The sequence below is a fragment of the Amycolatopsis sp. NPDC102389 genome, assembly GCF_044765885.1.
In the GTDB taxonomy this organism is placed as follows: Bacteria; Actinomycetota; Actinomycetes; order Mycobacteriales; family Pseudonocardiaceae; genus Amycolatopsis.
This window is the reverse complement of the sequence record NZ_JBIWKX010000002.1, coordinates 36421-57771: the sequence shown is the minus strand read 5'-3', so window position 1 is coordinate 57771 and position 21351 is coordinate 36421. Positions and strand designations below refer to the sequence as shown.

The 21351-nt window shown below is 70.3% G+C and carries 20 protein-coding genes; 9 read left to right on the top strand and 11 right to left on the bottom strand.

The genetic code is table 11. From position 1 onward, the window contains the following. The first annotated feature begins 158 nt into the window (after nt 1-158). Nucleotides 159-2561: an ATP-binding protein gene (locus ACIRGA_RS02185; protein ID WP_400935790.1), complete on the top strand. Its 2403-nt coding sequence runs from the start codon at nt 159-161 to the stop codon at nt 2559-2561. Here ACIRGA_RS02185 and ACIRGA_RS02180 read toward each other — a convergent pair. The 4 genes from ACIRGA_RS02180 to ACIRGA_RS02165 all read right to left on the bottom strand — a co-directional run bounded on the left by ACIRGA_RS02180 (nt 2558) and on the right by ACIRGA_RS02165 (nt 5242). Next, nucleotides 2558-3157 carry a rhomboid family intramembrane serine protease gene (locus tag ACIRGA_RS02180; protein ID WP_400935788.1) on the bottom strand — a complete coding sequence of 200 codons (600 nt, stop codon included), beginning with the start codon at nt 3155-3157 and terminating at the stop codon, nt 2558-2560. The two genes, ACIRGA_RS02185 and ACIRGA_RS02180, sit on opposite strands and share 4 nt — an antisense overlap. A gap of 146 nt (nt 3158-3303) precedes the next feature. Next, the gene (locus ACIRGA_RS02175) at nt 3304-3702 is read right to left on the bottom strand and encodes a DUF3224 domain-containing protein (RefSeq protein ID WP_400935786.1); all 399 of its coding nucleotides are present in this window, start codon (nt 3700-3702) and stop codon (nt 3304-3306) included. After that, nucleotides 3699-4604 carry a virginiamycin B lyase gene (locus ACIRGA_RS02170; RefSeq protein ID WP_400936182.1) on the bottom strand — a complete coding sequence of 302 codons (906 nt, stop codon included), beginning with the start codon at nt 4602-4604 and terminating at the stop codon, nt 3699-3701. Before ACIRGA_RS02170 ends, ACIRGA_RS02175 begins: the two co-directional genes overlap by 4 nt. Beyond that, nucleotides 4586-5242 carry a CatB-related O-acetyltransferase gene (locus tag ACIRGA_RS02165; protein ID WP_400935784.1) on the bottom strand — a complete coding sequence of 219 codons (657 nt, stop codon included), beginning with the start codon at nt 5240-5242 and terminating at the stop codon, nt 4586-4588. The genes ACIRGA_RS02170 and ACIRGA_RS02165 overlap by 19 nt, the downstream gene beginning before the upstream one ends. A gap of 197 nt (nt 5243-5439) precedes the next feature. Here ACIRGA_RS02165 and ACIRGA_RS02160 point away from each other — a divergent pair, with 197 nt between their 5' ends. The 4 genes from ACIRGA_RS02160 (at nt 5440) to ACIRGA_RS02145 (ending at nt 11146) form a co-directional block, all read left to right on the top strand. Then, nucleotides 5440-8121: an ATP-binding protein gene (locus tag ACIRGA_RS02160; RefSeq protein ID WP_400935782.1), complete on the top strand. Its 2682-nt coding sequence runs from the start codon at nt 5440-5442 to the stop codon at nt 8119-8121. A 117-nt stretch (nt 8122-8238) separates the two neighbouring features. Beyond that, a complete protein-coding gene (locus tag ACIRGA_RS02155) occupies nt 8239-9630 on the top strand; it encodes an NAD(P)/FAD-dependent oxidoreductase (protein ID WP_400935780.1) in 1392 nt (463 codons plus the stop codon). A gap of 24 nt (nt 9631-9654) precedes the next feature. After that, nucleotides 9655-10530: an alpha/beta fold hydrolase gene (locus ACIRGA_RS02150; RefSeq protein ID WP_400935778.1), complete on the top strand. Its 876-nt coding sequence runs from the start codon at nt 9655-9657 to the stop codon at nt 10528-10530. A gap of 40 nt (nt 10531-10570) precedes the next feature. Continuing rightward, nucleotides 10571-11146, top strand: a complete 576-nt coding sequence (locus ACIRGA_RS02145; protein ID WP_400935776.1) for a PadR family transcriptional regulator — start codon at nt 10571-10573, stop codon at nt 11144-11146. Between the two features lie 20 nt (nt 11147-11166). Here ACIRGA_RS02145 and ACIRGA_RS02140 read toward each other — a convergent pair whose 3' ends face one another. Beyond that, nucleotides 11167-12315, bottom strand: a complete 1149-nt coding sequence (locus ACIRGA_RS02140) for a family 43 glycosylhydrolase (protein WP_400935774.1) — start codon at nt 12313-12315, stop codon at nt 11167-11169. Then, nucleotides 12312-13118 (bottom strand): endonuclease/exonuclease/phosphatase family protein, encoded by an 807-nt coding sequence (locus ACIRGA_RS02135; protein ID WP_400935772.1) that lies wholly within the window; start codon nt 13116-13118, stop codon nt 12312-12314. Before ACIRGA_RS02135 ends, ACIRGA_RS02140 begins: the two co-directional genes overlap by 4 nt. Before the next feature lie 481 nt (nt 13119-13599). Here ACIRGA_RS02135 and ACIRGA_RS02130 point away from each other — a divergent pair, with 481 nt between their 5' ends. Continuing rightward, complete coding sequence (locus tag ACIRGA_RS02130) at nt 13600-14694, top strand: S1 family peptidase (protein ID WP_400935770.1); 1095 nt, start codon at nt 13600-13602, stop codon at nt 14692-14694. Here the strand turns inward: ACIRGA_RS02130 and ACIRGA_RS02125 are convergent. The 5 genes from ACIRGA_RS02125 to ACIRGA_RS02105 form a co-directional block, all read right to left on the bottom strand. Further along, the gene (locus tag ACIRGA_RS02125) at nt 14667-15095 is read right to left on the bottom strand and encodes a hypothetical protein (protein WP_400935768.1); all 429 of its coding nucleotides are present in this window, start codon (nt 15093-15095) and stop codon (nt 14667-14669) included. The two genes, ACIRGA_RS02130 and ACIRGA_RS02125, sit on opposite strands and share 28 nt — an antisense overlap. Nucleotides 15096-15180: 85 nt before the next feature. Next, nucleotides 15181-16287, bottom strand: coding sequence for a VanZ family protein (locus ACIRGA_RS02120; protein ID WP_400935766.1), 1107 nt, complete (start codon nt 16285-16287; stop codon nt 15181-15183). Further along, nucleotides 16280-16585: a hypothetical protein gene (locus tag ACIRGA_RS02115; RefSeq protein ID WP_400935764.1), complete on the bottom strand. Its 306-nt coding sequence runs from the start codon at nt 16583-16585 to the stop codon at nt 16280-16282. The genes ACIRGA_RS02120 and ACIRGA_RS02115 overlap by 8 nt, the downstream gene beginning before the upstream one ends. 95 nt (nt 16586-16680) lie before the next feature. After that, nucleotides 16681-16845: a hypothetical protein gene (locus ACIRGA_RS02110; RefSeq protein ID WP_240598862.1), complete on the bottom strand. Its 165-nt coding sequence runs from the start codon at nt 16843-16845 to the stop codon at nt 16681-16683. Between the two features lie 80 nt (nt 16846-16925). Further along, a complete protein-coding gene (locus ACIRGA_RS02105; RefSeq protein ID WP_400935762.1) occupies nt 16926-17852 on the bottom strand; it encodes a MurR/RpiR family transcriptional regulator in 927 nt (308 codons plus the stop codon). A gap of 144 nt (nt 17853-17996) precedes the next feature. Between ACIRGA_RS02105 and ACIRGA_RS02100 the strand changes: the two genes are divergently transcribed. From ACIRGA_RS02100 to ACIRGA_RS02090, 3 genes are read left to right on the top strand one after another with little or no spacing between them, the layout of a single operon-like run. After that, complete coding sequence (locus tag ACIRGA_RS02100; protein WP_400935760.1) at nt 17997-19388, top strand: MFS transporter; 1392 nt, start codon at nt 17997-17999, stop codon at nt 19386-19388. After that, a complete protein-coding gene (locus ACIRGA_RS02095) occupies nt 19385-19825 on the top strand; it encodes a GAF domain-containing protein (protein ID WP_400935758.1) in 441 nt (146 codons plus the stop codon). The genes ACIRGA_RS02100 and ACIRGA_RS02095 overlap by 4 nt, the downstream gene beginning before the upstream one ends. Further along, entirely contained in the window at nt 19822-21036 is a 1215-nt protein-coding gene (locus ACIRGA_RS02090; protein ID WP_400935756.1) for an amidohydrolase family protein, read from the top strand. Before ACIRGA_RS02095 ends, ACIRGA_RS02090 begins: the two co-directional genes overlap by 4 nt. Nucleotides 21037-21351: the final 315 nt, after the last annotated feature.

The window sequence follows — 21351 nt, the reverse complement described above, 5'->3', positions numbered from 1 at the left end:
GTACCAATGCGCATCAATTGGTGGTACGTGCCGCACTTTACGAAATTCTCCGTCGGTCATTCGACGACATCGGGGCGTCGTGGGCGGATTGCGATCACGAGGATCGCGGCGACGCGGTGTTCGTCCTCGTGCCCGCGCAGATACCCAAAGCGCCATTCGTGGACTCTCTCCCCCAGGCCCTCGCCGCCGCGGTGGGCGAGCACAACCGGGTGCATCCGAGTGAGGAACGGATCCGGCTGCGGATGGCGTTGCACGCCGGCGAAGTCGCCTATGACGAGCACGGTGTCGCCGCGGCGGCGGTGAACCTCACGTTCCGGCTGCTCGACGCGGCCCCTCTCCGGGCCGCGCTGGCCGAGTCGCCGGGCGTGCTGGCGTTGATCACCTCGGACTGGTTCTTCGACGAGGTGGTCCGGCACAGTCGGGTCGTCGATCCGGCCACGTTCCGGCCGGTTTCGGTACAGGTGAAAGAGACCTCGACGGTGGGCTGGATCGGTCTGCCGGACCATCCCTATCCCCCGCGACAGGCCCTTCGCCCTGTCGCGGTGGGTGCCGGTACGCAAGTGCCACGGCAGCTTCCGGCGCTGCCACGCTCGTTCGTCGGCCGGAATGACGAACTCGCCGCTCTCACCGCTTTGATGGACGAGGACGACCGGCCGCACGGGCTGGTCGTGATCGGCGGTGCGGGCGGGATCGGCAAGACGTGGCTGGCGTTGCGGTGGGCGCACGACAACCTGCACCGCTTCCCGGAAGGCCAGTTGTTCGTCGACCTGCGAGGCTTCAGCTCCGATGGGCTGCCGATGAGCCCCGCGGTGGCGACCCGTGGCTTCCTCGGCAGTCTCGGTCTCGCCCCGGACCGGATTCCCGCGGACCCGCACGCCCAGGCGGCCTTGTTCCGCAGCATCGTGGCGGACAAGGCCCTGCTCATCCTGTTGGACAACGCCGTCGAGAGCGAACAGGTGATCCCGCTGCTGCCCGGCAGCCCCTCGTGCGCCGTCGTGGTGACCAGCCGCAGCCGGCTCCCCGGTTTGACGACCGGGCACGGCGCCCGTCCGCTGTTCCTCGACGTGCTGACCGACCGTGAGGCCCGGGCGCTGCTCACCGACCGGCTCGGCGCCACCCGGGTCGACGCCGAACCCGCCGTGGTGGACGAGCTGGTCGAGTTCTGCCGCGGTTTCCCCTTGGCGCTGAGCATCGTCGCGGGAAACGCGGCCACCCATCAGGACTCGTCCCTCGCCGGTCTCGCCGCCGAGCTGCACGAAGCGGGAGTCGAAGCGCTGGACTCCGCGGATCCGGCGGCCAGCCTGCCCGCGGTGTTCTCCTGGTCGCATCAGGCGCTCGACGGCGACGAGGCGGAAGCGATCGTCCTCGTCGGTCTCGCGCCGGGGCCGGACATCGGCCTGCCCGCGGCGGCGAGCCTCGCCGGCACGACTGTCGCCCGGGCCAGGACCCTCCTGCGCGGGCTCGAGCAGAAGTCCCTGGTCGGCCACGACTGTGCCGGCCGCTACCGGATGCACGACCTCGTCCGGCGCTACGTCACCGAGACGGCACGCGACGAAGCGGGCACCGGCGGCCGTCTCGACGCGCTACGGCGAGTCGTGGACTTCTACCTGCACACCGCCCATGCGGCGGACGAGCTGCTCGACCCCCATCGGGAGGCGATCCAGGTCGCTCCCGCCGTGCCGGGGTGCCTGCCGCTGACGTTCCCGGACGAGGCCGCGGCACTCGCGTGGCTGGACGACGAGCACACCTGCGTGCTGGCCGCCCAGCGGCTGGCCGTCGAGCTCGGCTGGAATCCGGCGGCGGTGCGGTTCGCGCTGGCGCTGCACACGTTCCATTGGCGGGTGGGACGGCTCAATGACCAGGTCACCGTGGGGTGTCTCGGGCTGGTCGCGGCCGAGCGGACGGGCGACCCGGCCGTGCGTGCCTTGGCGCATCGGCAGCTTGCCGAGGCGTACGCCCTGCAGGGAAGGCATACCGAGGCCGTGGATCACCTCCAGCGGGCACTGCCGCTGGCCGAGCGGTTCGGCGATCCGTCCGGCCAAGCCCATGTCCTGCGGATCTTCGCCTGGGCGAAGAGTGAGCAGGGCGAGATCCGTCTCGCGCTGGAGAACATCCTCCGCGCGGTGCGCCTTTTCCAGTCGGCCGAAAACGAGGAATGGGAAGCCCGGGCGCTCAACCAGACAGCGTGGTGTTTCGCGCTCATGGGCCGTCACGAGCAGGCCGCCCCGTACGTTGCCTCGGCCCTGGATCTCCATCGGCGTCACCGAAACCGCAACGGGGAGGCACTGTCGCTGGCGATCCGGGGGTTCTTGGCGCACCAGGCCGGACGTCACCCGGAGGCGCTGCGGCTGTGCGAACAGGCGATCGCCATGCTTCGCGAGCTCGGCAACAGCTACTTCGTGGCGCAGGTGGAGGACATCCTCGGGCATGTCCACGTCGCGCTCGGAGACCGGGAGGCGGCCCGCCGGAGCTGGCAAGACGCACACGACCTCTACCGCGTCCAGAACCGGGTGGAAAGGGCCGAGCGAACCCAGCGGCTCGTCGATGGGCTCGCCCCCTAGGCGCGTCGTGGCGACAAGATCAGCCCCAGCACCATTCCCGCCAGTAAGGGCAGACCGTGATTGTCGTGGAGCACGGTGTCCACGATGGCCAACGCGGGCAGGATGAGGGCCGCGGTGCGCAGCCCGGCCGGGATCGTCAGCCCGAACCGTGGGCCCGCGGTCAGCATCGCGGTCGCCAGCGCGCCCAGCAGCCCGCACACCGCCATCGAGTTGCCCGCCCCGGTCGGATTCAGCCACAGGTAGCTCACCGCGTTGCCGATCAGGGCGCAGCCGAAGTACACCACCAGCCATCGCACCGGCCCGAGCAGCCTCTCCGCCAGCGCACCGATTACCGCGAGCGTCGCGAGGTTGAAGATCATGCCGACGAGATGTCCGTCCTGGAAGAACATCGGCGTGACCATCCGCCACCACTCGCCGTCGGCCAGTGCGGCGGGGTTCCGGCGGAACTGGTCCAGCAGTCCGGGGTGCGCCAGCTGCGCCACGCCGGCCGCCGCGGTGACGAACCAGACGGCCGCGGTGGCCACCGGCTTGCCCGCGCGGCGGCCCATCGCGGCCAGCAACCGGTCCAGAGTGGCAGTGATCGTCGCCTCGGTCATATCAGGAACCTATGCCAGGGCGCGCACGGCAGGTCGTCCGGAAGTCAGCCGGCGGGCATGACATCTGTCCTGGATTCATGGCGGGGGTCCCGCCAGGCTCGCTCAGGCACGTTCCGCCCGACGGATCACGCGTGTCGTCCGGTCGATCACGGGACATCGCCGGTGCTGAACGAGAACTCCAGCGTCAACACCCCGTGCAGTGCCTCTACCGCCCGCCCGGACAACCCGGCCAGCTCCCCCGTGCCGGATTTCGGGACCACCGCGCCGAAGGTGCTCTGCTCGTCCCCGTCCGCCAGCCCGCCGTGCTGGATCACGAACGAACCCGGCCTGCCGTCGAGAGTTCCTTCGATGCGTTCCGACGCGACATAACCGGCGCCTGCGTCGCCCTGTGCCGTGAGCACCTCGGCGACACCGGTGCCCGCCAACGCTCCGCGGTAGGTCTTGCGGATGACGATCCGGGTCAGCTTCGGGCCGTCCGGCGGCTCGGCGTAGGGCTTCTCGTCCCAGCTGTCGATCTCGAATTCCGCGTCGATCGTGCTCCTCATCGAATCACTCCTCGCACATCGATCCGGGCAAGCTTCCCCAGCTCCAACGCCGTCCACAGTGCGCGGTCAGGACCGAACACGAGGCCGTGCGGCTCGGAGCCCGGCGTGGGCAGTTGATACGTCTCGACGGCACCGCCCGGGGTGATCGAGCCGACCCGGTTGCCGCCCCATTCGGTGAACCACAACGCGTCGTCTCCGCGGACGATGGCGTGCGGCCGCGCGGCACGGTCGGGCAGCGGGAATTCCGTCACCTCCCCCTGCACGGTGATCCGGCCGATCTGTCCGGCCGCGATCTCCACGAACCACAAGGCGTCGTCCGGCCCGGCGGCGATCCCGACCGGTCCGGCGGCCGGGGTCGGCAGCCCGTGCACCGTGACCTCTCCGTCGATCGTGATCCGGCCGATGGCGTCGGCTTGGTTCATCGTGAACCACAACGCGCCGTCCGGCCCCGCGGCGATGGCCGACGGGAAGGCGCCGGACGTCGGCAGCGCGAACTCCGTCACGTCGCCGGACTCCGTGATCCGGCCGACGCGGTCGGTGGCGATCTCGGTGAACCACATCGCCCCGTCGGGGCCGGCGGCGAGTCCGTAGGGCCCGCATTCCGGTGTGGGCAAGGGAAACTCGGTGACCACACCGTCGGTGGTGATTCGCCCGATACGGTGCGCCCGGTACTCGGTGAACCACAACGCGCCGTCCGGGCCCGCCGCGATCACGGTCGGGCCGCTGTCCGGGTCGAGCGGCCAGCTCTCCGGCGATCCGCCCGGCGCCAGCCTGCCGATGTGTCCACTTCGGACCAGGGTGTACCAGAGGGCGCCGTCCGGCCCGAGGGCGATCGCGTACGGCCCCTCGCCGGGCACAGGGAACTCTTCGATGCCGATGCGGCTCATGCGGAACCTGCCAATCCATTCTCGGCGGCGACCCGGAGAAGGTCGGCCGCGGTGCCTGCCATGATCATCCGGACGTGCTCGGTGACCAGTTCCACCGGCCAGTCCCACCAGGCCGCGCGGCGCAACGCGGAAACCTCGGCGTCGCTGAACCGCTGCCGGATCGGCCGCGCCGGATTGCCGCCGACGATCGTGTACGGCGGCACGTCCGCGGTGACCACCGCGCCGGCCGCCACGATCGCCCCGTCGCCGATGGTCACCCCCGGCAGGACGGTAACCTGGTGGCCGAACCAGACGTCGTTGCCGACCACCGTGTCGCCTCGGCTCGGCATGCCGGTGACGAGGTCGAGCGTCCTCTCCGTCCAGTCGCCGCCGAACATGGTGAACGGGAAGGTGGACGGTCCCAGCGCCGGATGGTCGGCACCGGCCATCAGGAACCGAGTGCCGGCGGCGATCGCGCAGTACTTGCCGATGATCAGTCGTTCCGGCCCGTAGCCGTAGAGGACGTTGCGCCGCTCGAACTCCGTCGCGCCGTCCGGATCGTCGAAATAGGTGTAATCGCCGACCGTGATCTTCGGCGAGCGGATCAGCGGTTTCAGGAAGACCACCCGCTCGTGCGCGGGCAGCGGGTGAAGCGTGCTCGGATCAGGGGTCACTTACCGGCTCCAGGTTCAGGGACAGGGTCGAGGAAGCCGTAGCCGCGGCTCAGCCGGGATCGCCTGGCCGGCTCGTCCATATCGGACATGGCCACCTCCTTTCACCCAGAACGCTATGGCTTCGCCGACTCTGCGGAATCTGTCACAACCCGGCAGTCTCGCGGCGGTTTCCCGTTCGGATTAAGTACTGTCGCGACGTGTTGCGCGGAAGGGAGGACGAGACATCGGTCGTCGACCGGCTCTTGGCGGATTGCCGGGCCGGGCGCAGCGGAAGCCTGCTCCTCACCGGCGAACCGGGCATCGGCAAGACCGCGCTGCTGGAGTACGCCGCCGCACAGGCCGGGGACCTGCGGATTCTCCGCGGGACCGGAGTGGAATCCGAGGCTCATCTCCCGTTCGCCGGCCTGCACCTCGTACTGCGGGCCGCGCTCGACCGGGCCGACGCGCTCCCCGCGCCACAAGCACGGGCCCTGCGCGGCGCGTTCGGCCTCACGGCGGCCGAACCGGGCGACCGGATGCTCGTCGGCCTCGCCGTTCTCTCGCTCCTCGCCGAATTCGCCGAGGGCGGATCCGTGCTGTGCCTGGTCGACGACGCGCAATGGCTGGACCGGGCGTCCGCCGAAGCCCTGCTGTTCGCCGCGCGCAGGCTGGACGCCGAAGGCATCGCGCTGATCATCGCCGCCCGTGACGGATTCCTCGCACCCGGTGTGGCCACGCTGCCGATGTCCGGTCTCGCCGCGCCCGCGGCCGCCGAACTGCTGGCCGATCACGCCACGCCACTGTCGCCCGCCGACCGGTACCGGGTCCTGGCCGAAGCGCAGGGAAATCCACTCGCGCTCCTCGAACTCCCCGCCGCCTTCGCCGCCGGCCGTCCCGCCGCCGGGGAAGCCCTGCCGCTGCCGGACACCGTCCAGGCGGCGTTCCTCGACCAGGTCCGGCTGCTGCCCGAGCCGACCCGGAACCTGGTGCTCGTCGCCGCCGCCGAGGGCACCGGCGATCGCGGCGTCGTAATGCGTGCAGCGGCCGCTCTCGGCTGTCAGCCCGCGGACATCGTGCCCGCCGAAGCCGCGGGACTGCTCCAGGTCGACAACCGCAGTGTCCGCTTCCGTCATCCGCTCGTCCGGTCCGCGGTCTACCAGGCGGCACCGGTCAGCCTTCGGTTCGTCGTGCACACGGCATTGGCGGAAGCGCTCGACCAGCCCGCCGACGCAGACCGCCGCGCCTGGCACCACGCGGTCGTCGCCACCGGGCCGGACGAGCAGGTGGCCGGGGAACTGGAGACCACCGCGCTACGGGCCGCCACCCGCAGCGGTTACGCGGCCGCTTCCGCCGCGTACGAACGCGCCGCGGAGCTGACGGGGCCCGGTCCGGACCACGCCCGACGGCTGGTTCTCGCCGCCGAAGCCGCGGCCGAAGAAGGCGACCTCGACCGCATGGCGACTCTCGCCGGTGCGCTGGACTCCGCCGACCCCGCCCTGATCGTCCGTGCCGACCGGGTCCGCGCGACCGCGGCGTTCCATCGTGGCGCCCTCACCACCGCGCGACGCCTGCTCGTCGACGCCGCCCGGCTGGCCGAACCGGAAACCGCCGTCCACCTGCTGCTCGACGCGGTACACGCGGCCTGGTACCTCGGCGAACACGAAATCGCGGACACCGTCGCGCAACTGGACGTAGCGGCGCCCGCGGCGAGCGAGCCGATCGCCCACGTCGCCGGGCTGCTCTCCGAAGTCGCCAGGGCCGCGATCGGGCGGCCGCCGCGGCGCCCGCTCGCCGACCGGATTTCCGACGCGCGCCGCACCGGATTCGGCGGTCCGCACGACACGATCCTGGTCGGTGCCACCAGCCTGCAATCGGCGGGCCACGACGCCGAAGCGCACCAGGTGGCCGACGAACTGCTGACGCTGTGCCGCAAGAACGGCCGGCTCGGCCGCACCCCGCCGGTGCTGCTCTGCGTGGCCCGGTCGGCGGTCTTCTTCGGCCGCCACGCCGAGGCCGGCGACCAGGCGGCCGAAGCACTGCAGCTGGCGCGAGAACTCGGCCATCGGCAGTGGATCGCCGAGGCCAATGGCGTGCTGGCATACCTGGCCGCGGCCGCCGGTGATGAGGACCGCTGCCACGCCTTCGCCGACGACGCCCTCGCCGCGCCGGAACCCGGGACCCCGGCGCCCGGCCTGTCCTGGGCGCACTGGGCGTTGGCGCTGCTCGATCTCGGGCTCGCCCGCTGGGAATCCGCGCTCACCCGGCTCACCGCCCTGCGCACCGGCCCTATGCGCCACCAGCTGCCCGGCCTGCGCGGCGTCCCGGACCTGGTCGAGGCGGCGGCCCGCCTCGGCAAGCCGGATCTTGCGGCCGAGCCGGTCGACCGGCTCGTCGAGTGGGCGGATCGCGCCGGCCAGCCGTGGATCTCCGCCCACGTGCACCGGTGCCGCGCCCTGCTCGCCCCCGACTCAGCCGCGGCGGAACTGTACGAGGCGGCTTTGCGCTGCCACCCCGGCGACCGGCCGTTCGAACGTGCGCGAACCGCGTTGCTGTACGGGGAATGGCTTCGCCGCATGCGCCGCAAGTCCGCGGCCCGCACCCACCTGCGTGAGGCGTTCGAAACCTTCCGGCGCCTCGACGCCGTCCCCTGGGCCGAACGCGCCCGCGCCGAACTCGACGCGACCGGTGAAGTCGTGGCCGAGCCCGCGGCCGGCGCGCTCGCGGCGCTCACCCCGCAGGAACGGAAGATCGTCCGGCTCGCGGCGCGCGGACTGTCCAATCGCGACATCGCGGCACAGTTGTTCCTCAGCGCCCGGACGGTGGGATACCACCTGTACAAGGCGTATCCCAAGCTCGGCATCACGGCGCGAACCGAGCTCTCGCCGTTGGTACCCGGCTGAGCGGTAGCGCGGCACGTCCACAGTTCCCGGGCGCCACCGAGACGGACCCGCACGCTGACCACCGCGGCCAGTCGTGAGGCCATTGACCTCTGTTATTCCACAAGTTATATATGACTGATGTCATATATTCGGCGGGACCGGGCAGTGGTGCTCGGCGCGGGGATCGCCGGTCTCGTGGCCGCACGAGTCCTGTCCGAGCACTACGACGAGGTGGTCGTGGTCGAGCGGGACGAACTGCCGGGCCGGCCGGAGCATCGGCGCTTCGTTCCGCAGTCGCATCACGCGCACGGTCTCCTGGGCTCCGGCCGCCGGGTCCTGGTCGGGCTGTTTCCCGGCTTGTCCGCGGACCTCGCCGCCCAGGGCGCGCTCACTCCGGGCTCCGGCGACCCCGCCATGGGCGATCGTTCGCTGTTCCTCGTCCGCGGCGGGACGACCATCCGGATACCCGCCTGGTGGAGCGCGGGTTTCGGCGCGAGCCGGATCTTGATCGAACACACGATCCGCGCCCACGTCCGGGCACTGGCGAACGTCACGATCCTGGACCGGACGGCCGCCACCGGGCTGACGACCGATCGGGCCCGCCACCGGGTCACCGGTGTCCGGACGCCCGATGAGGACCTGGGCGCCGATCTGGTCGTCGACACCTCCGGCCGCGGTTCGCCGCTGCCGGAGTGGCTCGAGCGGATCGGGTACCGGCCTCCACCTGAATCGACCGTCCACTCCGACGTCCGCTACGTCAGCGTGGTCACCGAGCCCGATCCGTCCTTCGATCCCGAATGGCTGGCCGTCCTCGGCGGCCAAGCCCAATCCGGTTCCTCCGTCGGCGGTGTCGTGCTGCGCATCGAGCACGGCCTGCTGCACATCTCGTTCGGATCGATCGCCCGGAGCGGGCCCGTGCCGTCGGATCCGGCCGGATTGCGCGACTTCGCCGATCGGTTCACCGCACCGGTGGTGGCCGAGGCACTCCGCCGATCGACGCCGGTGGGTCCCATCCGCGCCTTCCGCGTCCGCAGCAACACCCGGCGCCATTACGACCGGACTCGCGTACTGCCCGCCGGCGTCATCGCACTCGGCGACGCCGCCAGCGCGGCCAACCCCATCTACGGCCAGGGAATGAGCGTGGCGGCACTGTCCGCGGCCGCGCTCGGCCGGGCGCTCGCCGCCGGGGACGACGCGAGCTTCGAAGGGCGGGCGGCTCGGGCCATCGCCGCCACCTCCGCCGAAGCCTGGCGCCTCGCGCTCGGGGAGGACATCCGCTACGGGTGCCGTACCGAAGGAGTCCGGTCGCCCTGGACGACCAGGTTCGGCGAGGGTTATCGCAACCGCCTGGAACGGGCGGCCGCGATGGATCCCGAAGTGGCGGCCGCCCTCAACGACGTGCTCAATCTCCACCGGCCGTTGTCGTCGCTCGGTTCCCCGCGGATCGTCCGGCGGGTGCTGAGGCCGTTGCGCGACCGCGATCCCGGTCCCCTGTCCGCGACCGTCGCCGCCGTCCTCGACGTCGGTTGACCCCCTCCGACGAGGAGCTCGCCCATGTTCCAGCCACGGTTCGTCGACGTCGACGACGTCCTGCTCCATGTGGAGACCGACGGTCCCGAGGACGGTCCCGCCGCACTGTTCCTCCACGGCTGGCCCGATCTGTGGTTCACCTTCGAGCCGCAGATGACGGCGCTCGCCGAGCAGGGATACCGGATCCTCGCGCCGGACCAACGCGGCTACGGCCTGTCGTCCAAGCCCGCCACCGTCGCCGACTACGCGATGCCCAGGCTGGTCGACGACATCGTGCTGCTCATCGGGCGGCAAGACGTGGCGCCGGTGCATCTGGTCGGGCACGATTGGGGCGGGGCCGTCGCCTGGACGGTGGCGATCGAACGACCGGATCTGGTCCGGTCGCTGACCATCGTCAACTGCCCGCACCCGCGAGTGTTCGCCGACTCGTTGAGACGCAAGCCTTCCCAGTTGCTGCGGAGCTGGTACATGGTGGCGTTCCAGATCCCCGGCCTCGCCGAGGCCGTCCTCGGCGCCCGCGAAGGCGCGATGCTGGCGGCGATGCTCGAACACGGCGCCCACCTCGACGACGCCGACCTGGACCGGCACCGGGCCGTCTGGCGTCATCCGGGCACGATCCAACGGCCGCTCTTCTGGTACCGCGCGATGTTCCGGACGATGCTGCCGTCGCTCCGCGCTCGACCCGCCGCGGCCGACCTGACGGTGCGCGTGCCGACGCAGATCATCTGGGGCCGCCGCGACGGCGCGCTCGGCAAGCACCTCGCCGAACCCAGCGCCGCCGCGTGCGAGCGGGCCGAGCTGCACTGGCTCGACACCAAGCACTGGCCGCACCGCGAACAGCCCCAGCGCGTCACCGAACTCCTCGCCGGCTGGTTCGCACGGCACGCCGAGAGGGTCTGATCGATTGCTATCCTCCGGGTTTCCCGCCGAGAGGAGCCCGATGCTCAGATTCGCCCTGCTGGGTTTCCTGCTCCGGCAGCCGATGACCGGCTACGACCTGGCCACCGCGATCCGCTCCAGTATCCACTTCGTGTGGCCCGCCCAGCTCAGCCAGATCTACCGAACGTTGAGCCAGCTCGAGGACAAGGGCCTGGTCGTGTCCGAAGTGGAGCCACAGCAGAGCAGGCCCGACCGCCGCGTGTACACGATCACCGACGCCGGACGGGAAGCGTTCGACTCCTGGCAGAGCGAACTGGTCACCGAACTCGACCCCGTCCGCGTGCCGTTCATGGTCCGCTTCTTCTTCGCCGGCTCCCGTTCGCCGGAAGACACCGTGACCCAGCTGCGGATCATGCGCGACCTCCACGTGAAGGACCACGAACGGCTCGCCGTCGAACTGCCCGAACAGATCGCCGCGGCCACGGCGCTCTCCGGCGGCAACGAACTCGACCCCCTCGTCTGGGACTCGGTCCGCCGAGCGGGCGAAATGATGGCTCGAACCTGGGTGGACTGGATCGACGAAACCATCGAACGGCTCCAGCACGCCACCCGCGCCGACCCGGCCACCGAGGAGTAGGCGCACGTTTCCTCAGGCGCTCACCAGCTCACGCTGAATTCGGCGGTCGCCCCACCGCCGGTTTTCGTCAACCGCGCGATCCGGCTCCGCCGTTCCGGAGACGGATCCTCCTGCGGAGAAGGACTGGCGTCGGTGATGTAGTTCCACGAGGCCCACCACGACCCGTCGGGCGCCTGGAAGGCGTTGAACGCGCCAGGACCTCGTTTGTTGCCCGGCAGGTTCTTCTTGCGATATTTGTCCGGCAACCCCGGCCGGAATCGCGGCTCGCCGTCCGGGTCGGGCTCGTAGGAGAAGTAGGCGCGCTGCTCGGCCATCGGGGTGCACCGGTCGTCGGTCAGCGCGGTCCCGCAGTAGGCGACGCCGGTCGAATAGCGGTTCGCGTACCAGTTGTTCCCCGAGTAGAAGAGGTACCAGTCCCCGTCGATGCGGACGGCGTTGGGATTCTCGATCGTGAGCACGTCGTCGGGCGGGCTGTTGTGGTGCGTCCACTCGAGGTTCGCGTTGTCGATGAGCTTCTTCGCGTCGGCTTCCGCTATCCGCCGCACGTGGCGGGGCCGGTCGAAGTCCAGTTTGGCGGCCCCGAGCGCGGTGACGCGGTCCTGCGTCCAGGCGCCGTTGCGCAAGGTGAGCCAGGCTTCGCCCTGTCCCCTGCTCACGTCGGCGTCGATCGCCCAGCCGCGTTCCGGGCAGAACAGCGGATCGGCGTTGGCGACGAAACCTCCGTTGGCACGCAAGGAGGTCGCGTAGCCGATGCAGTGCTTCGCCTGTCCTGCGGGTTCGGAGCCCGGAAGCGCCGCACTGTAGAAGACGTAGTAGACGACACGTCCGTCCTCCTGACGCGCGAACATCGCCGGCGTCCACAGTGGAGAGTCCGGTCTCGCCCAGTATCCGGCGGGGAACGTGACACCGTCCCAGGCGTCACCGTCGACAGCGCCCCGGCGCTCGAAGGATCCGCCGGTGAACTCGACTTTCGTGTACGGAAGCTTCTTGCCGGGGACGCTTGCGCCGACCGCGACGTAGGTGTTCGTCTCCGGCACCCGCATCAGATCCGCGGCGGGGAACCGGAAGTCCAGGGACTCGTCGCGTGGCCCGGTTTCGGCCGTCGCGCTCGGCACCGCCGCCAGCAGGCCGGCACCGCATACGATGGCGATCAGGGCGCGCCGCATCATCGGATCACCGTCACGCGGGCGCGCACCGGCCGATGGTCGCTTCCGTAGCCGGAAAGCGCGTCCACCGCGGACCCGGTCGAGTCCTTCTTCGCCCACACGTGGTCGATGGACCTCGTGTCGTGGCTCGGCGCGCTGTAGGCATCGGCCACGCGCCGCATCCCGGCCATCAGATCCGAACCCGGCTCGGCGTTGAAGTCTCCCATGACGATCGGTTCGGCCACCCGCGTCGAGAACCAGTCCGCGGTGTTGCGGACCTGCAGGCCGTGCAGTTCGCGGTTGAGGTCGAACCGCTGCGCGGACGGGGTGAGATGCACGACGCCGACGACCCACTCGAAGCCCGCGCCTCCCACCCGCACCCAGTTGACGTACTTGGGCGGCACCCAGCAGCCGCAGTCACCGGGCTCGGCGGAACCGGTACCGGGCGTGGACGGGTCCACTTTGGCCGCGGGCGAGATCTCCCCGGCTCCGTGTCCGGTGATGGTCATGTTGCCGCGCACCAGGATGGCGTTGTGCTTGATCGCGCGGCGGTCCGACTCGTAGATGGCGACGTAGCCGGCGGCCGCCGCGGCCTCCTTCACGGCGTCCTCGCGGTCGGCGACCTCTTGCAGCCCCAGGACGGCGGGACGCTCGGTCTCGAGGAGACGGACTAGGTCGGCTTTGAGCCCGCTCGCGTCGCCGGCGTTGTAGGTGACGACCTTGATCGTGCGCTCGGTCGTCGCCTCGGCCGCGCCGGGCACCGCGACGAGAGCGGCGATCGGAACGAGAAGTGCCAACGCGAGGGTCTTGCGCCTCGGGTGCTTCATGGGATTCCCTCCAGTGTCGATGACGGAGGGAATCGGACCATCGACCGCCCACCACGGGCAACGCTCTGCGCGATCCCGTCATCTTCCGGAAAGAATTGGCGCGCCCACCCCGGCGAAGGGCCGCCCGACGATCGTCCGATCGCCTGGAGTCTCGGCGGCCGCCCTGCTGGTGAAAGAAACGCGTTCGTCACCGACGCGGGCGAACGGGTTCAGCGCGGACACCATCAGGTGATCCACGTTTCCCGGCCATGAACGCCGCTTTCCCGAACGGGCGTATGCCGGTCGCTGACCGTCGTTCGCCGGTCGGTGAATCGGGGACGGCAATTCGGGCAGCCTCCACTCACAAGAGTGAGGGTGCGCAATTCCGCTGAGCCGGAAAGGCGAATTTCCAGTGCTACTCAAATGGCGGCATTCGCCCGGCACTCACTTGTCATAACGTCGGTCGAGGAGCATTTCCGCGACGAATTCCCTGGAGGTTTTCGTGATCCGACACCCCCTGCGCACCATGACCGTCCTGATCGGCGCCGCGGCGGCCGTCACCGCCTTCGCGAGCCCGGCTTCGGCGACGACGTCGGTGCTGAACGAAGCGGCCGGACCGGCCACACTGGCCGCCACGCAACAGAAACTCGGTACTTCGCTCGGCGCCACGTTCGCCGGCACCTGGCTGGACACCACGACCGGCGAACTCGTCGCCGGTACCACCGACGCGGGCCAGTCGGCCACGATCCGCGCCGCGGGTGCGATCCCGAAGGTACTCCGGCACAGTGCCGCCGAACTGAAAAGCATCCAGTCCACATTGGACAAGAGAACCGCGGGCCTGCCCGGCTCGGTCGCCGGCTGGTACGTCGACGTGCCCGCGAACGAGGTGGTGGTGAGCGTGGTGGGCGGCGATCCGGCGGGCCGGGCATGGGCCGTCTCCGCCGGAGTGCCGGTCCGGGTGGACCACGTGAAAAGCGCGCCGCGGCCGTTGTGGAGCGTGATCGGCGGGCAGGGGCTGTATTTCAGCGGTGGCGCCTGCTCGGTCGGGTTCAACGCCTACGACGATGACGACCATTACGTGATCACCGCGGGCCACTGCACCGAACTCGGCGGCACCGTGCGCGGTGAAGGCGGCACGATCGGCAAGGTCGCGAGGTCGTCCTTCCCCGGGAACGACTACGGGACGGTCAAGGTGACGCATTCCGACGTCTCGACCCCGCCCCGGGTCGACCGCTACGGGGACGGTTCCGACGTGCGGATCGAGGGTGCCGACGTGGTCGGCGTCGGCGGCCGGATCTGCCGGTCCGGGATCACCACCCACTGGCACTGCGGGCGCGTCGAAGCGCTGGACCAGACCGTGAACTACGGCAACGGGAACATCGTGCGGGGCCTCACCCAGACCGACGCCTGCGCCGAACCCGGCGACTCCGGCGGCTCGTTCGTCAGCCGTCCTTCGTCAGGCTCCGGCACGAAACTGGTGCAGGCGCAGGGCATGACCTCGGGCGGCTCCGGTGACTGCGACGAAGGCGGCACCACCTTCTTCCAGCCCGTCAAGGAGGTGCTCGACCGCTACGACCTGACGCTGGAAAAGGACTGATCTCCCGTGACGAGGGGCGGCCGGTCCTCCGGCCGCCCCTCGAGCGAGCCTGCGAGTTCGCCCGCCTCGAGGACCAGCGTCTCGATCTCGGCCCAGCGGCGGCGGACCCGCTCCTCGTCGGCGACCAGCGTGCCGGAAACCATGCCCAGGAACAGATTCGCGTCCGTCCCGATCTCCGCGAGACGCAGGAAGGGACGGCGCGTTTCTTCGGTTCCCGCTCCGTGAGCCGCGGCCCATTCACGGGCTCGCAGCCCGGCGTCGTGACAGGCGTCGACGAGGAGGGTACGGATCTCCTCCGCCCGGTTCCCCGGGCGCGCGGAAGGTTTCCCCATCAGCGGGAAGATGTTCCAAGCCACCGAGAGCAGGCAGTCGGCCACCTCGTCCATCGACTCCACGTCCACCGGACGAGTGTTGCGGCCCGCGCCTCCTGCCAGCCGGAATGACTCGCGGGAACGGCAGGGTCGACCCGATCGAGTGGCACGCGAGTCACGGGTCGCTCACGAGACTTGGTTCGGCCTGGTCGGCGAGTTCCCGCGCGTCGGCCATCCGCAGGCCCGCGAGCAGACCGGACAGCCCTTGGTGGCCTTCGGGCCGGATCGCGAGGATGCCGCTGGCGAAGAACAACAGGTTCGCGAGCGGTTCGAACCCGCCGTTGACCACCGATGCCAAGGTGAGCAACGTGAAGTAGCCGCCGGAACCGGCCAGGAAGCGCACGGCGATCCGCCACAGGGCGGGCTTCCCGCCGTCCGGACCGGCGGGCCGCAGCAACACGACCCGCTGGCCGAAGCTGGCGCCGTTGCCCACTACGGGAATGACGAACAGCAGGAGCAGCGCGGGCAGGAAGGTGCCGATCAGCGCGGTGACCACGGTGTCCGGTTCACCTGCGAGCAGGGTCGTCACGATCGCGACCGTGGTGCCGAGCAGGATGACCGACACGACGTCGACGGCCATCCCGAGCAGACGACGGCGCGCGGTGACCGGCCGCGGGGTTCCAGGCGGCGCGGACGGCTCGTTCCCCGGCAGCAGCCGCAGCAACGGGGCGAGCCCGAAACCGACGGCGGCGCCGAGGGTGTTGGTCAGCAGGTCGTCGACGTCGGCCAGCCGGTACGGGCACTCGAACAGGAACCAGACCCCGGTCAGCTGAGTGCACTCGATGAACAGCGAGACCGCGAAGCCGAGGGCGACGGTGGCGAGGAAACCCCGCCGGAAGAGATGCCGCACGAACATCCCCAGCGGCACGAACAAGGCGACGTTGAACACCGCCTGCTGGACGGCCGGATTGCGCAGGAACGCCCGCAGGCCGGCGCCGGTCTGTTCACGGCGGATGTCGGCGACGAACTGGAACGGCCGCAGTTGCAGATGACTGGACGCGTGTTCGGCACACCACGCCGTCGTCGTCTCCGGGATGGGGAGCAGCGTGTAGGTCCACAGAGACATGGCGTAGACCAGGAACCCGAACACCAGCAGGACCCGCCAGAGCCCGAGTTCGCCGCGGCGGCGGTAACTCGCGGCGATGTACGGGACGGCCAGGAAGCCCGCGAGCACGAAACCCGCGAACACCGCGATGACCGCGGAGACGGTCGGATCAGTCACTCGCGGAAGTTAACAACGCGCGCTCCGGCGCACCTGTCATGCCACCTGGCCGGGTGACGGCGTCGGCGGGCGTGAGGGTTCGCTGATGGGCGAGCGCCGCGATGGCGAAGGTCAGATGGACGACGACCCAGTTGCGGTCTTCGCGATGGACCCGCTGAAGCAGGTCGAGAGAAGCGTCGCCCGGCGTACGTCCCTGACGGCAGGCGTCGATGAACGCCTGGGTCAGTTCGTCGACGTTCCTCCGGAACTCCGCGAAGGTGTCGGAGGGCTGGGCGTTGGTGCAAAAATCCACGGTCACGTCACAGAGCGTTTCATAGCGCGACGCAAAGTTACGAATTGGCGGAGCTCGAATCACTCACGTGAGGTAGTCCTCGCGCGAATCTGTGCTCTGCGTCACGCCGAGGCGAGCCCAGCGGGCATCCGGCGTTCCCGTTCGGCCGCCTTGGCCCGGCGGGTGACCGGGAAGCGCTGATCGAGCTCGACCAGCAGCGGGGTCGCCGCCATCAGTGCCAAAAGGGCCAGCCCGGCATAGGCGCCCAGAGTCGCGATGATCGTCATTTCGGCCTCCTCGATCCCCGTACCGCCTGTTCCGGCGGCCTGGAACCAGGATCGCCTCCCGGCAGGGGGCGGCGGATCGGTCATCCGGCGGAGACGCCTCGACCGGTCGGCCTTTTCGGCACTGTCCGATCGGCCGACCCCGGGCGGCGGTGCAGCAGGTCGAACCGCGACCACATCGCCTCGGCCGCCTCGATGGACTCACCGGTGCGGACCGGGTCGACGGCGGCGAGCTGCGCGACGATCGCCTGCACCAGGCTCATCCCCGCGGTCAGCGACGGGAAGAAGGTCACGCCCTCGGCGGGCACCATCAGCACCTGTTCGACCGCGCCCGCCAGCGCGGGACTGGCCGCGTCGGTGATGGCGAAGGCGCGCGCTCCCCTTGCCTTCGCTTCGTTCGCGGCGAGCACCGTGCTTTCGTACAGCCGCCAGAAACTGATCGCGATGAGGACGTCTTCGGACGACAGCTTCGCCGTGGCGTTGGCGAGTTCGGCGTCGCCCGCCGTGATCGCGTGGACGTCGTACCCGGCGAGCCGGGCGTTGTGCGCGAAGGCGATGCCGACCGCGGCGTAACTGCCGTCGGCGATGACGACCGTGCGGCGCGCGCCCGCGACGGCCTCGGCGACCTTGCGGATCTCGTCCTCGGTGACGCGCCGGTTGAGCAGCGCGAGGCTGTCGAGGTCGCGGCGCAACGACGCCGACCCCGGCGAGTCGACGTCCCGGTGTTCCTCGGCCACCTGCGGCGCGCTCAGCGACGACATGTACCGCGCCCGCAACTCCTGTTGCAGCGCCGGCCATCCGGCGAAACCGAGCGCCTGCGCCGTCCGGGTGACGGTGGCGACGTTGACCCCGGCCAGCTGGGCGAGCTCGGCCGTCGAACCGAACGACGCCCGGCGCGGTTGCGAGACCAGCACTTCGAGCACGGCGGCCGATTTCGGCCGCAGGCCGCGCTCCGGCGTCCGATCCCGAAGCCAGGCCTCGAAACCGTCGTCGGTTCCCGTCTCTGTCACGCACACCCTCCCTCGACCGCGCCACGGTAACGCATCGTGCCCACCGAACCACTTGCAACAACCATTGCAGTTTTGCCAAACCGCAGTATACGTTGTCCGCACTCTCCGCACTCCTCGTCGCCCGAACCACGGAAGGCGTTCCCCATGACGCTTCTGGCCCGACTGGACCGGCTCCCGCTGAGCCGTCCCCACTACAAACTCCTGCTCATCGGCGGACTCGGCTACACCTTCGACGGGATGGACTCCGCCGTGGTCGCCTTCCTCCTGCCGAGCGCGAAAGCCGCCTGGGGCCTCGACAACGGCCAGCTCGGCCTGATCGGTTCGGCGACGCCGTTCGGCTTCCTCTTCGGCGCGATCGCCGCCGGCCTGCTGGGCGACCGCATCGGCCGCAAGAAGGTCATGATGTACGCGCTGGCCTTCTACGCGGTGTTCTCGGTGCTCGCCGCCTTCTCCCCCAACTACGAGATCTTCCTGGGCGCCCGGGTGCTGGCCGGGGCGGGCGCGGGCGCCGAAAGCGCGATCATCGCGCCGTTCCTGTCGGAGTTCGTCCCCGCCAAACGGCGCGGCTGGTTCGTCGGCGCGCTGGCCGGGTTCTTCTCGTTCGGGTTCGTCGCCGCCGCGCTGATCGGCCGGTTCGTCGTCCCGACCGTGCCGGAGGGCTGGCGGGTCGCGCAGCTGATCACCGCGCTGCCGATCGTCATGCTGCTGTGGTGGCGGCGTTCCCTGCCGGAATCACCCAGGTTCCTCGTCGCGAACGGACGGCACGCCGAAGCGGAGAAGATCGTCGCGAAACTCGAACGGGACGTCGAAAAGGCGACGGGGCAAGCACTTCCGGCCGTCGCGGAGACCGATGCCCAGCCCGCGACGGAGACCCCCAAGGTCAATCTGCTCAGCGCGCTGAAGTTCCTGTGGAGCCCGGCGATGGCACGCCGCACCGCGGTGATCTGGACCGTGTGGTTCGTGATCACGTTCTCCTACTACGGCTTCTTCTCCTGGATCCCGACGCTGCTCGTCGAGCGCGGGATCACGGTGACGAAGAGTTTCGAGTTCTCGATCATCATCTACCTGGCGCAGATCCCCGGATACTTCTCCGCCGCGTGGCTGTCGGAAAGGCTCGACCGCAAGCACACCATCGCGTTGTACCTCGCGGGCTCGGCGGTGAGCGCGTTCTGGCTGAGCCAGATGGACGCGCCGTGGTCGATCACCCTCGCCGGGGCGGTGCTGTCGTTCTTCCTCAACGGCACCTACGCCGGCGTGTACTCCTACACCCCCGAGGTGTTCCCGACCTGGATCCGCGCCAGCGGCACCGGGCTGTCCAGCGCGTTCGGCCGCGTCGGCAGCATCCTGGCCCCCACGATCATCGGCCTGTCCGCCGCGAGCCTCGGCTTCGCGGGCGTCTTCGGCCTCACCACCGCCGTCCTGGCGGCCGGGGTGGTGTGCGTGGTCGTGTTCGGCCTGTCCACCGCCGGCCGTTCCCTGGAAGAACTGACCGAACACGGCGCGCCCGTGAAAACCGCGAAGGAGATGACGAAGTGACCGTGTCGCTGTCCACTGTGGAGGACAAGACCCGAGCCACGATCGGCGTACGGCTGTTCACCGTGCTGGCCTGGGTGCCCGAACGGCGGGCCCTGCGGCGGGTGCACAGCAGCCATCCGGCGGAGTACCCGGTCGGCGGCGAGAAGACCGTCGAGGTCGCCGCCGGCTGGCTGGAACGGTGCATCACGGGACAGGAGCCCTACTTCGGGCCGGACAGCGCCGCGGTGCGGGAGATCTTCGCCGACCACGAACTCATCGACAGGCTCGGCTGCGGCACGGTGATCAATGTGCCGGTGATGGACGGCAGACGCACTCTCGGCGTCCTCAACCTCCTCGACGCCGAAGGCAGCTACGACGACGATTCCGTCGCGGTGGCCCGTTCCCTGGCACCCTTGGCGGTCCCGGCCCTGCGCGAACTCCTGGAGGAGACCCGATGAACGGATCGCTGCTGCTGCGCGACGCCCGCCTGCTCGACCCGGTCACCGGCGAGTACACCGAAGGCGACCTCCGGTGCGCCGACGGCCGGATCGTCGAGATCGGCACCGGGCTCACCGCGGGCGACGCGCGGACCGAAGACCTGCGAGGGGCGTTCGTGCTGCCCGGTCTCGTCGACGCGCATGTGCATGTCACGGCGTCGACCGCGGATCTCGGCTCGCTGCCCGCGTCGTCACCGTCCTATGTGGCCGCGCACAGCGCCCGCACCATGAGCCGCATGCTGGACCGGGGCTTCACGACGGTCCGTGACGCTTCCGGCGCCGACTACGGGCTCGCCGACGCGCAGGCCGAAGGCTTGTTCCGCGGCCCGCGGCTGCTGTTCTGCGGACGCGCGCTGAGCCAGACCGGCGGGCACGGCGACAGCCGGACGCGCGGCGCCAACACCAGCGAAGACCACCCGTGCTGCGCCGGTCTCGGCCGGGTCGCCGACGGCGTCGACGCGGTCCGCGCCGCAGCGCGCGACGAACTGCGCAAGGGGGCGCACCACATCAAGGTGATGGCCTCCGGCGGCGTCGCCTCCCCCACCGACCGGATCGACTCGACGCAATACTCCGGTGAGGAGCTGCGCGCCATCGTCGAAGAGGCGGAGGCGGCGAACCGCTACGTCGCCGCGCACGCGTACACCGCCCGCGCGGTGAACCGCGCGCTGGAGCTGGGCGTCCGGTCGATCGAGCACGGCAACCTCATCGACGATCTCAGTGTCGAACTGTTCCTGCGGCATGACGCGTATCTCGTGCCGACCCTGGTGACGTACTGGGCGCTGAAGGAGGAAGGGCGCGAGCACGGGCTGCCGGAATCCAGCTGGCGCAAGGTCGACGAGGTGCTCGGCGCGGGCATGGCCGCGCTCGAGAAGGCGGCCAGGGGCGGGGTGAAACTGGTGTACGGCACCGATCTCCTCGGCGGGATGCACCGGCACCAGAACCACGAGTTCCGGTTGCGCGGAGAGGTCCAGTCCGCGCTGGAGGTGATCCGCTCCGCGACCTCGACGGCGGCGGACCTGCTGAACCTGACCGGTGAGATCGGCACGCTCGCGCCGGGCGCGCACGCCGACCTGCTCGTCGTCGACCGGGATCCGCTGGAGGACATCGGCGTCCTGGCCGAGCCGGAGAAGTTCCGGCACATCGTGCAGGGCGGAACGGTCGTCTCCCCCTGACTCGTGCGATACGGACAGGTCTCTTCGAGGGGTAGTCGCGCTTCGCAATATCAGCGGAGGCGAGGAGCGCGGCTGCCCCGGCGACGTGGTTTGGTGAGCCCATGGCCCGGACGTGCGAGCGGACCACCCACCGCATCTGATGGCTCCCGTGAGCCGAAAGTCAAAGGTGTCGTGGTGGGACCGCGGAGCAAGGTGGCCTCTGCGGCGAGGTGCTTACGCCGACGGAGCTTGCCGTACAGGGGGGGGGGGGGGGGGGGGGGGGGGGGGGGGGGGGGGGGGGGGGGGGGGGGGGGGGGGGGGGCGGGCGCGCCCGAC

Bases quoted from the DNA above. Each gene is read 5' to 3' on its own strand.
- ACIRGA_RS02155 (WP_400935780.1), top strand. From the start codon at position 8,239: ATGTCATATATTCGGCGGGACCGGGCAGTGGTGCTCGGCGCGGGGATC.
- ACIRGA_RS02090 (WP_400935756.1), top strand. From the start codon at position 19,822: ATGAACGGATCGCTGCTGCTGCGCGACGCCCGCCTGCTCGACCCGGTC.
- ACIRGA_RS02110 (WP_240598862.1), bottom strand. From the start codon at position 16,845: ATGACGATCATCGCGACTCTGGGCGCCTATGCCGGGCTGGCCCTTTTG.
- ACIRGA_RS02180 (WP_400935788.1), bottom strand. From the start codon at position 3,157: ATGACCGAGGCGACGATCACTGCCACTCTGGACCGGTTGCTGGCCGCG.
- ACIRGA_RS02140 (WP_400935774.1), bottom strand. From the start codon at position 12,315: ATGATGCGGCGCGCCCTGATCGCCATCGTATGCGGTGCCGGCCTGCTG.
- ACIRGA_RS02145 (WP_400935776.1), top strand. From the start codon at position 10,571: ATGCTCAGATTCGCCCTGCTGGGTTTCCTGCTCCGGCAGCCGATGACC.
- ACIRGA_RS02135 (WP_400935772.1), bottom strand. From the start codon at position 13,118: ATGAAGCACCCGAGGCGCAAGACCCTCGCGTTGGCACTTCTCGTTCCG.
- ACIRGA_RS02100 (WP_400935760.1), top strand. From the start codon at position 17,997: ATGACGCTTCTGGCCCGACTGGACCGGCTCCCGCTGAGCCGTCCCCAC.
- ACIRGA_RS02175 (WP_400935786.1), bottom strand. From the start codon at position 3,702: ATGAGGAGCACGATCGACGCGGAATTCGAGATCGACAGCTGGGACGAG.
- ACIRGA_RS02150 (WP_400935778.1), top strand. From the start codon at position 9,655: ATGTTCCAGCCACGGTTCGTCGACGTCGACGACGTCCTGCTCCATGTG.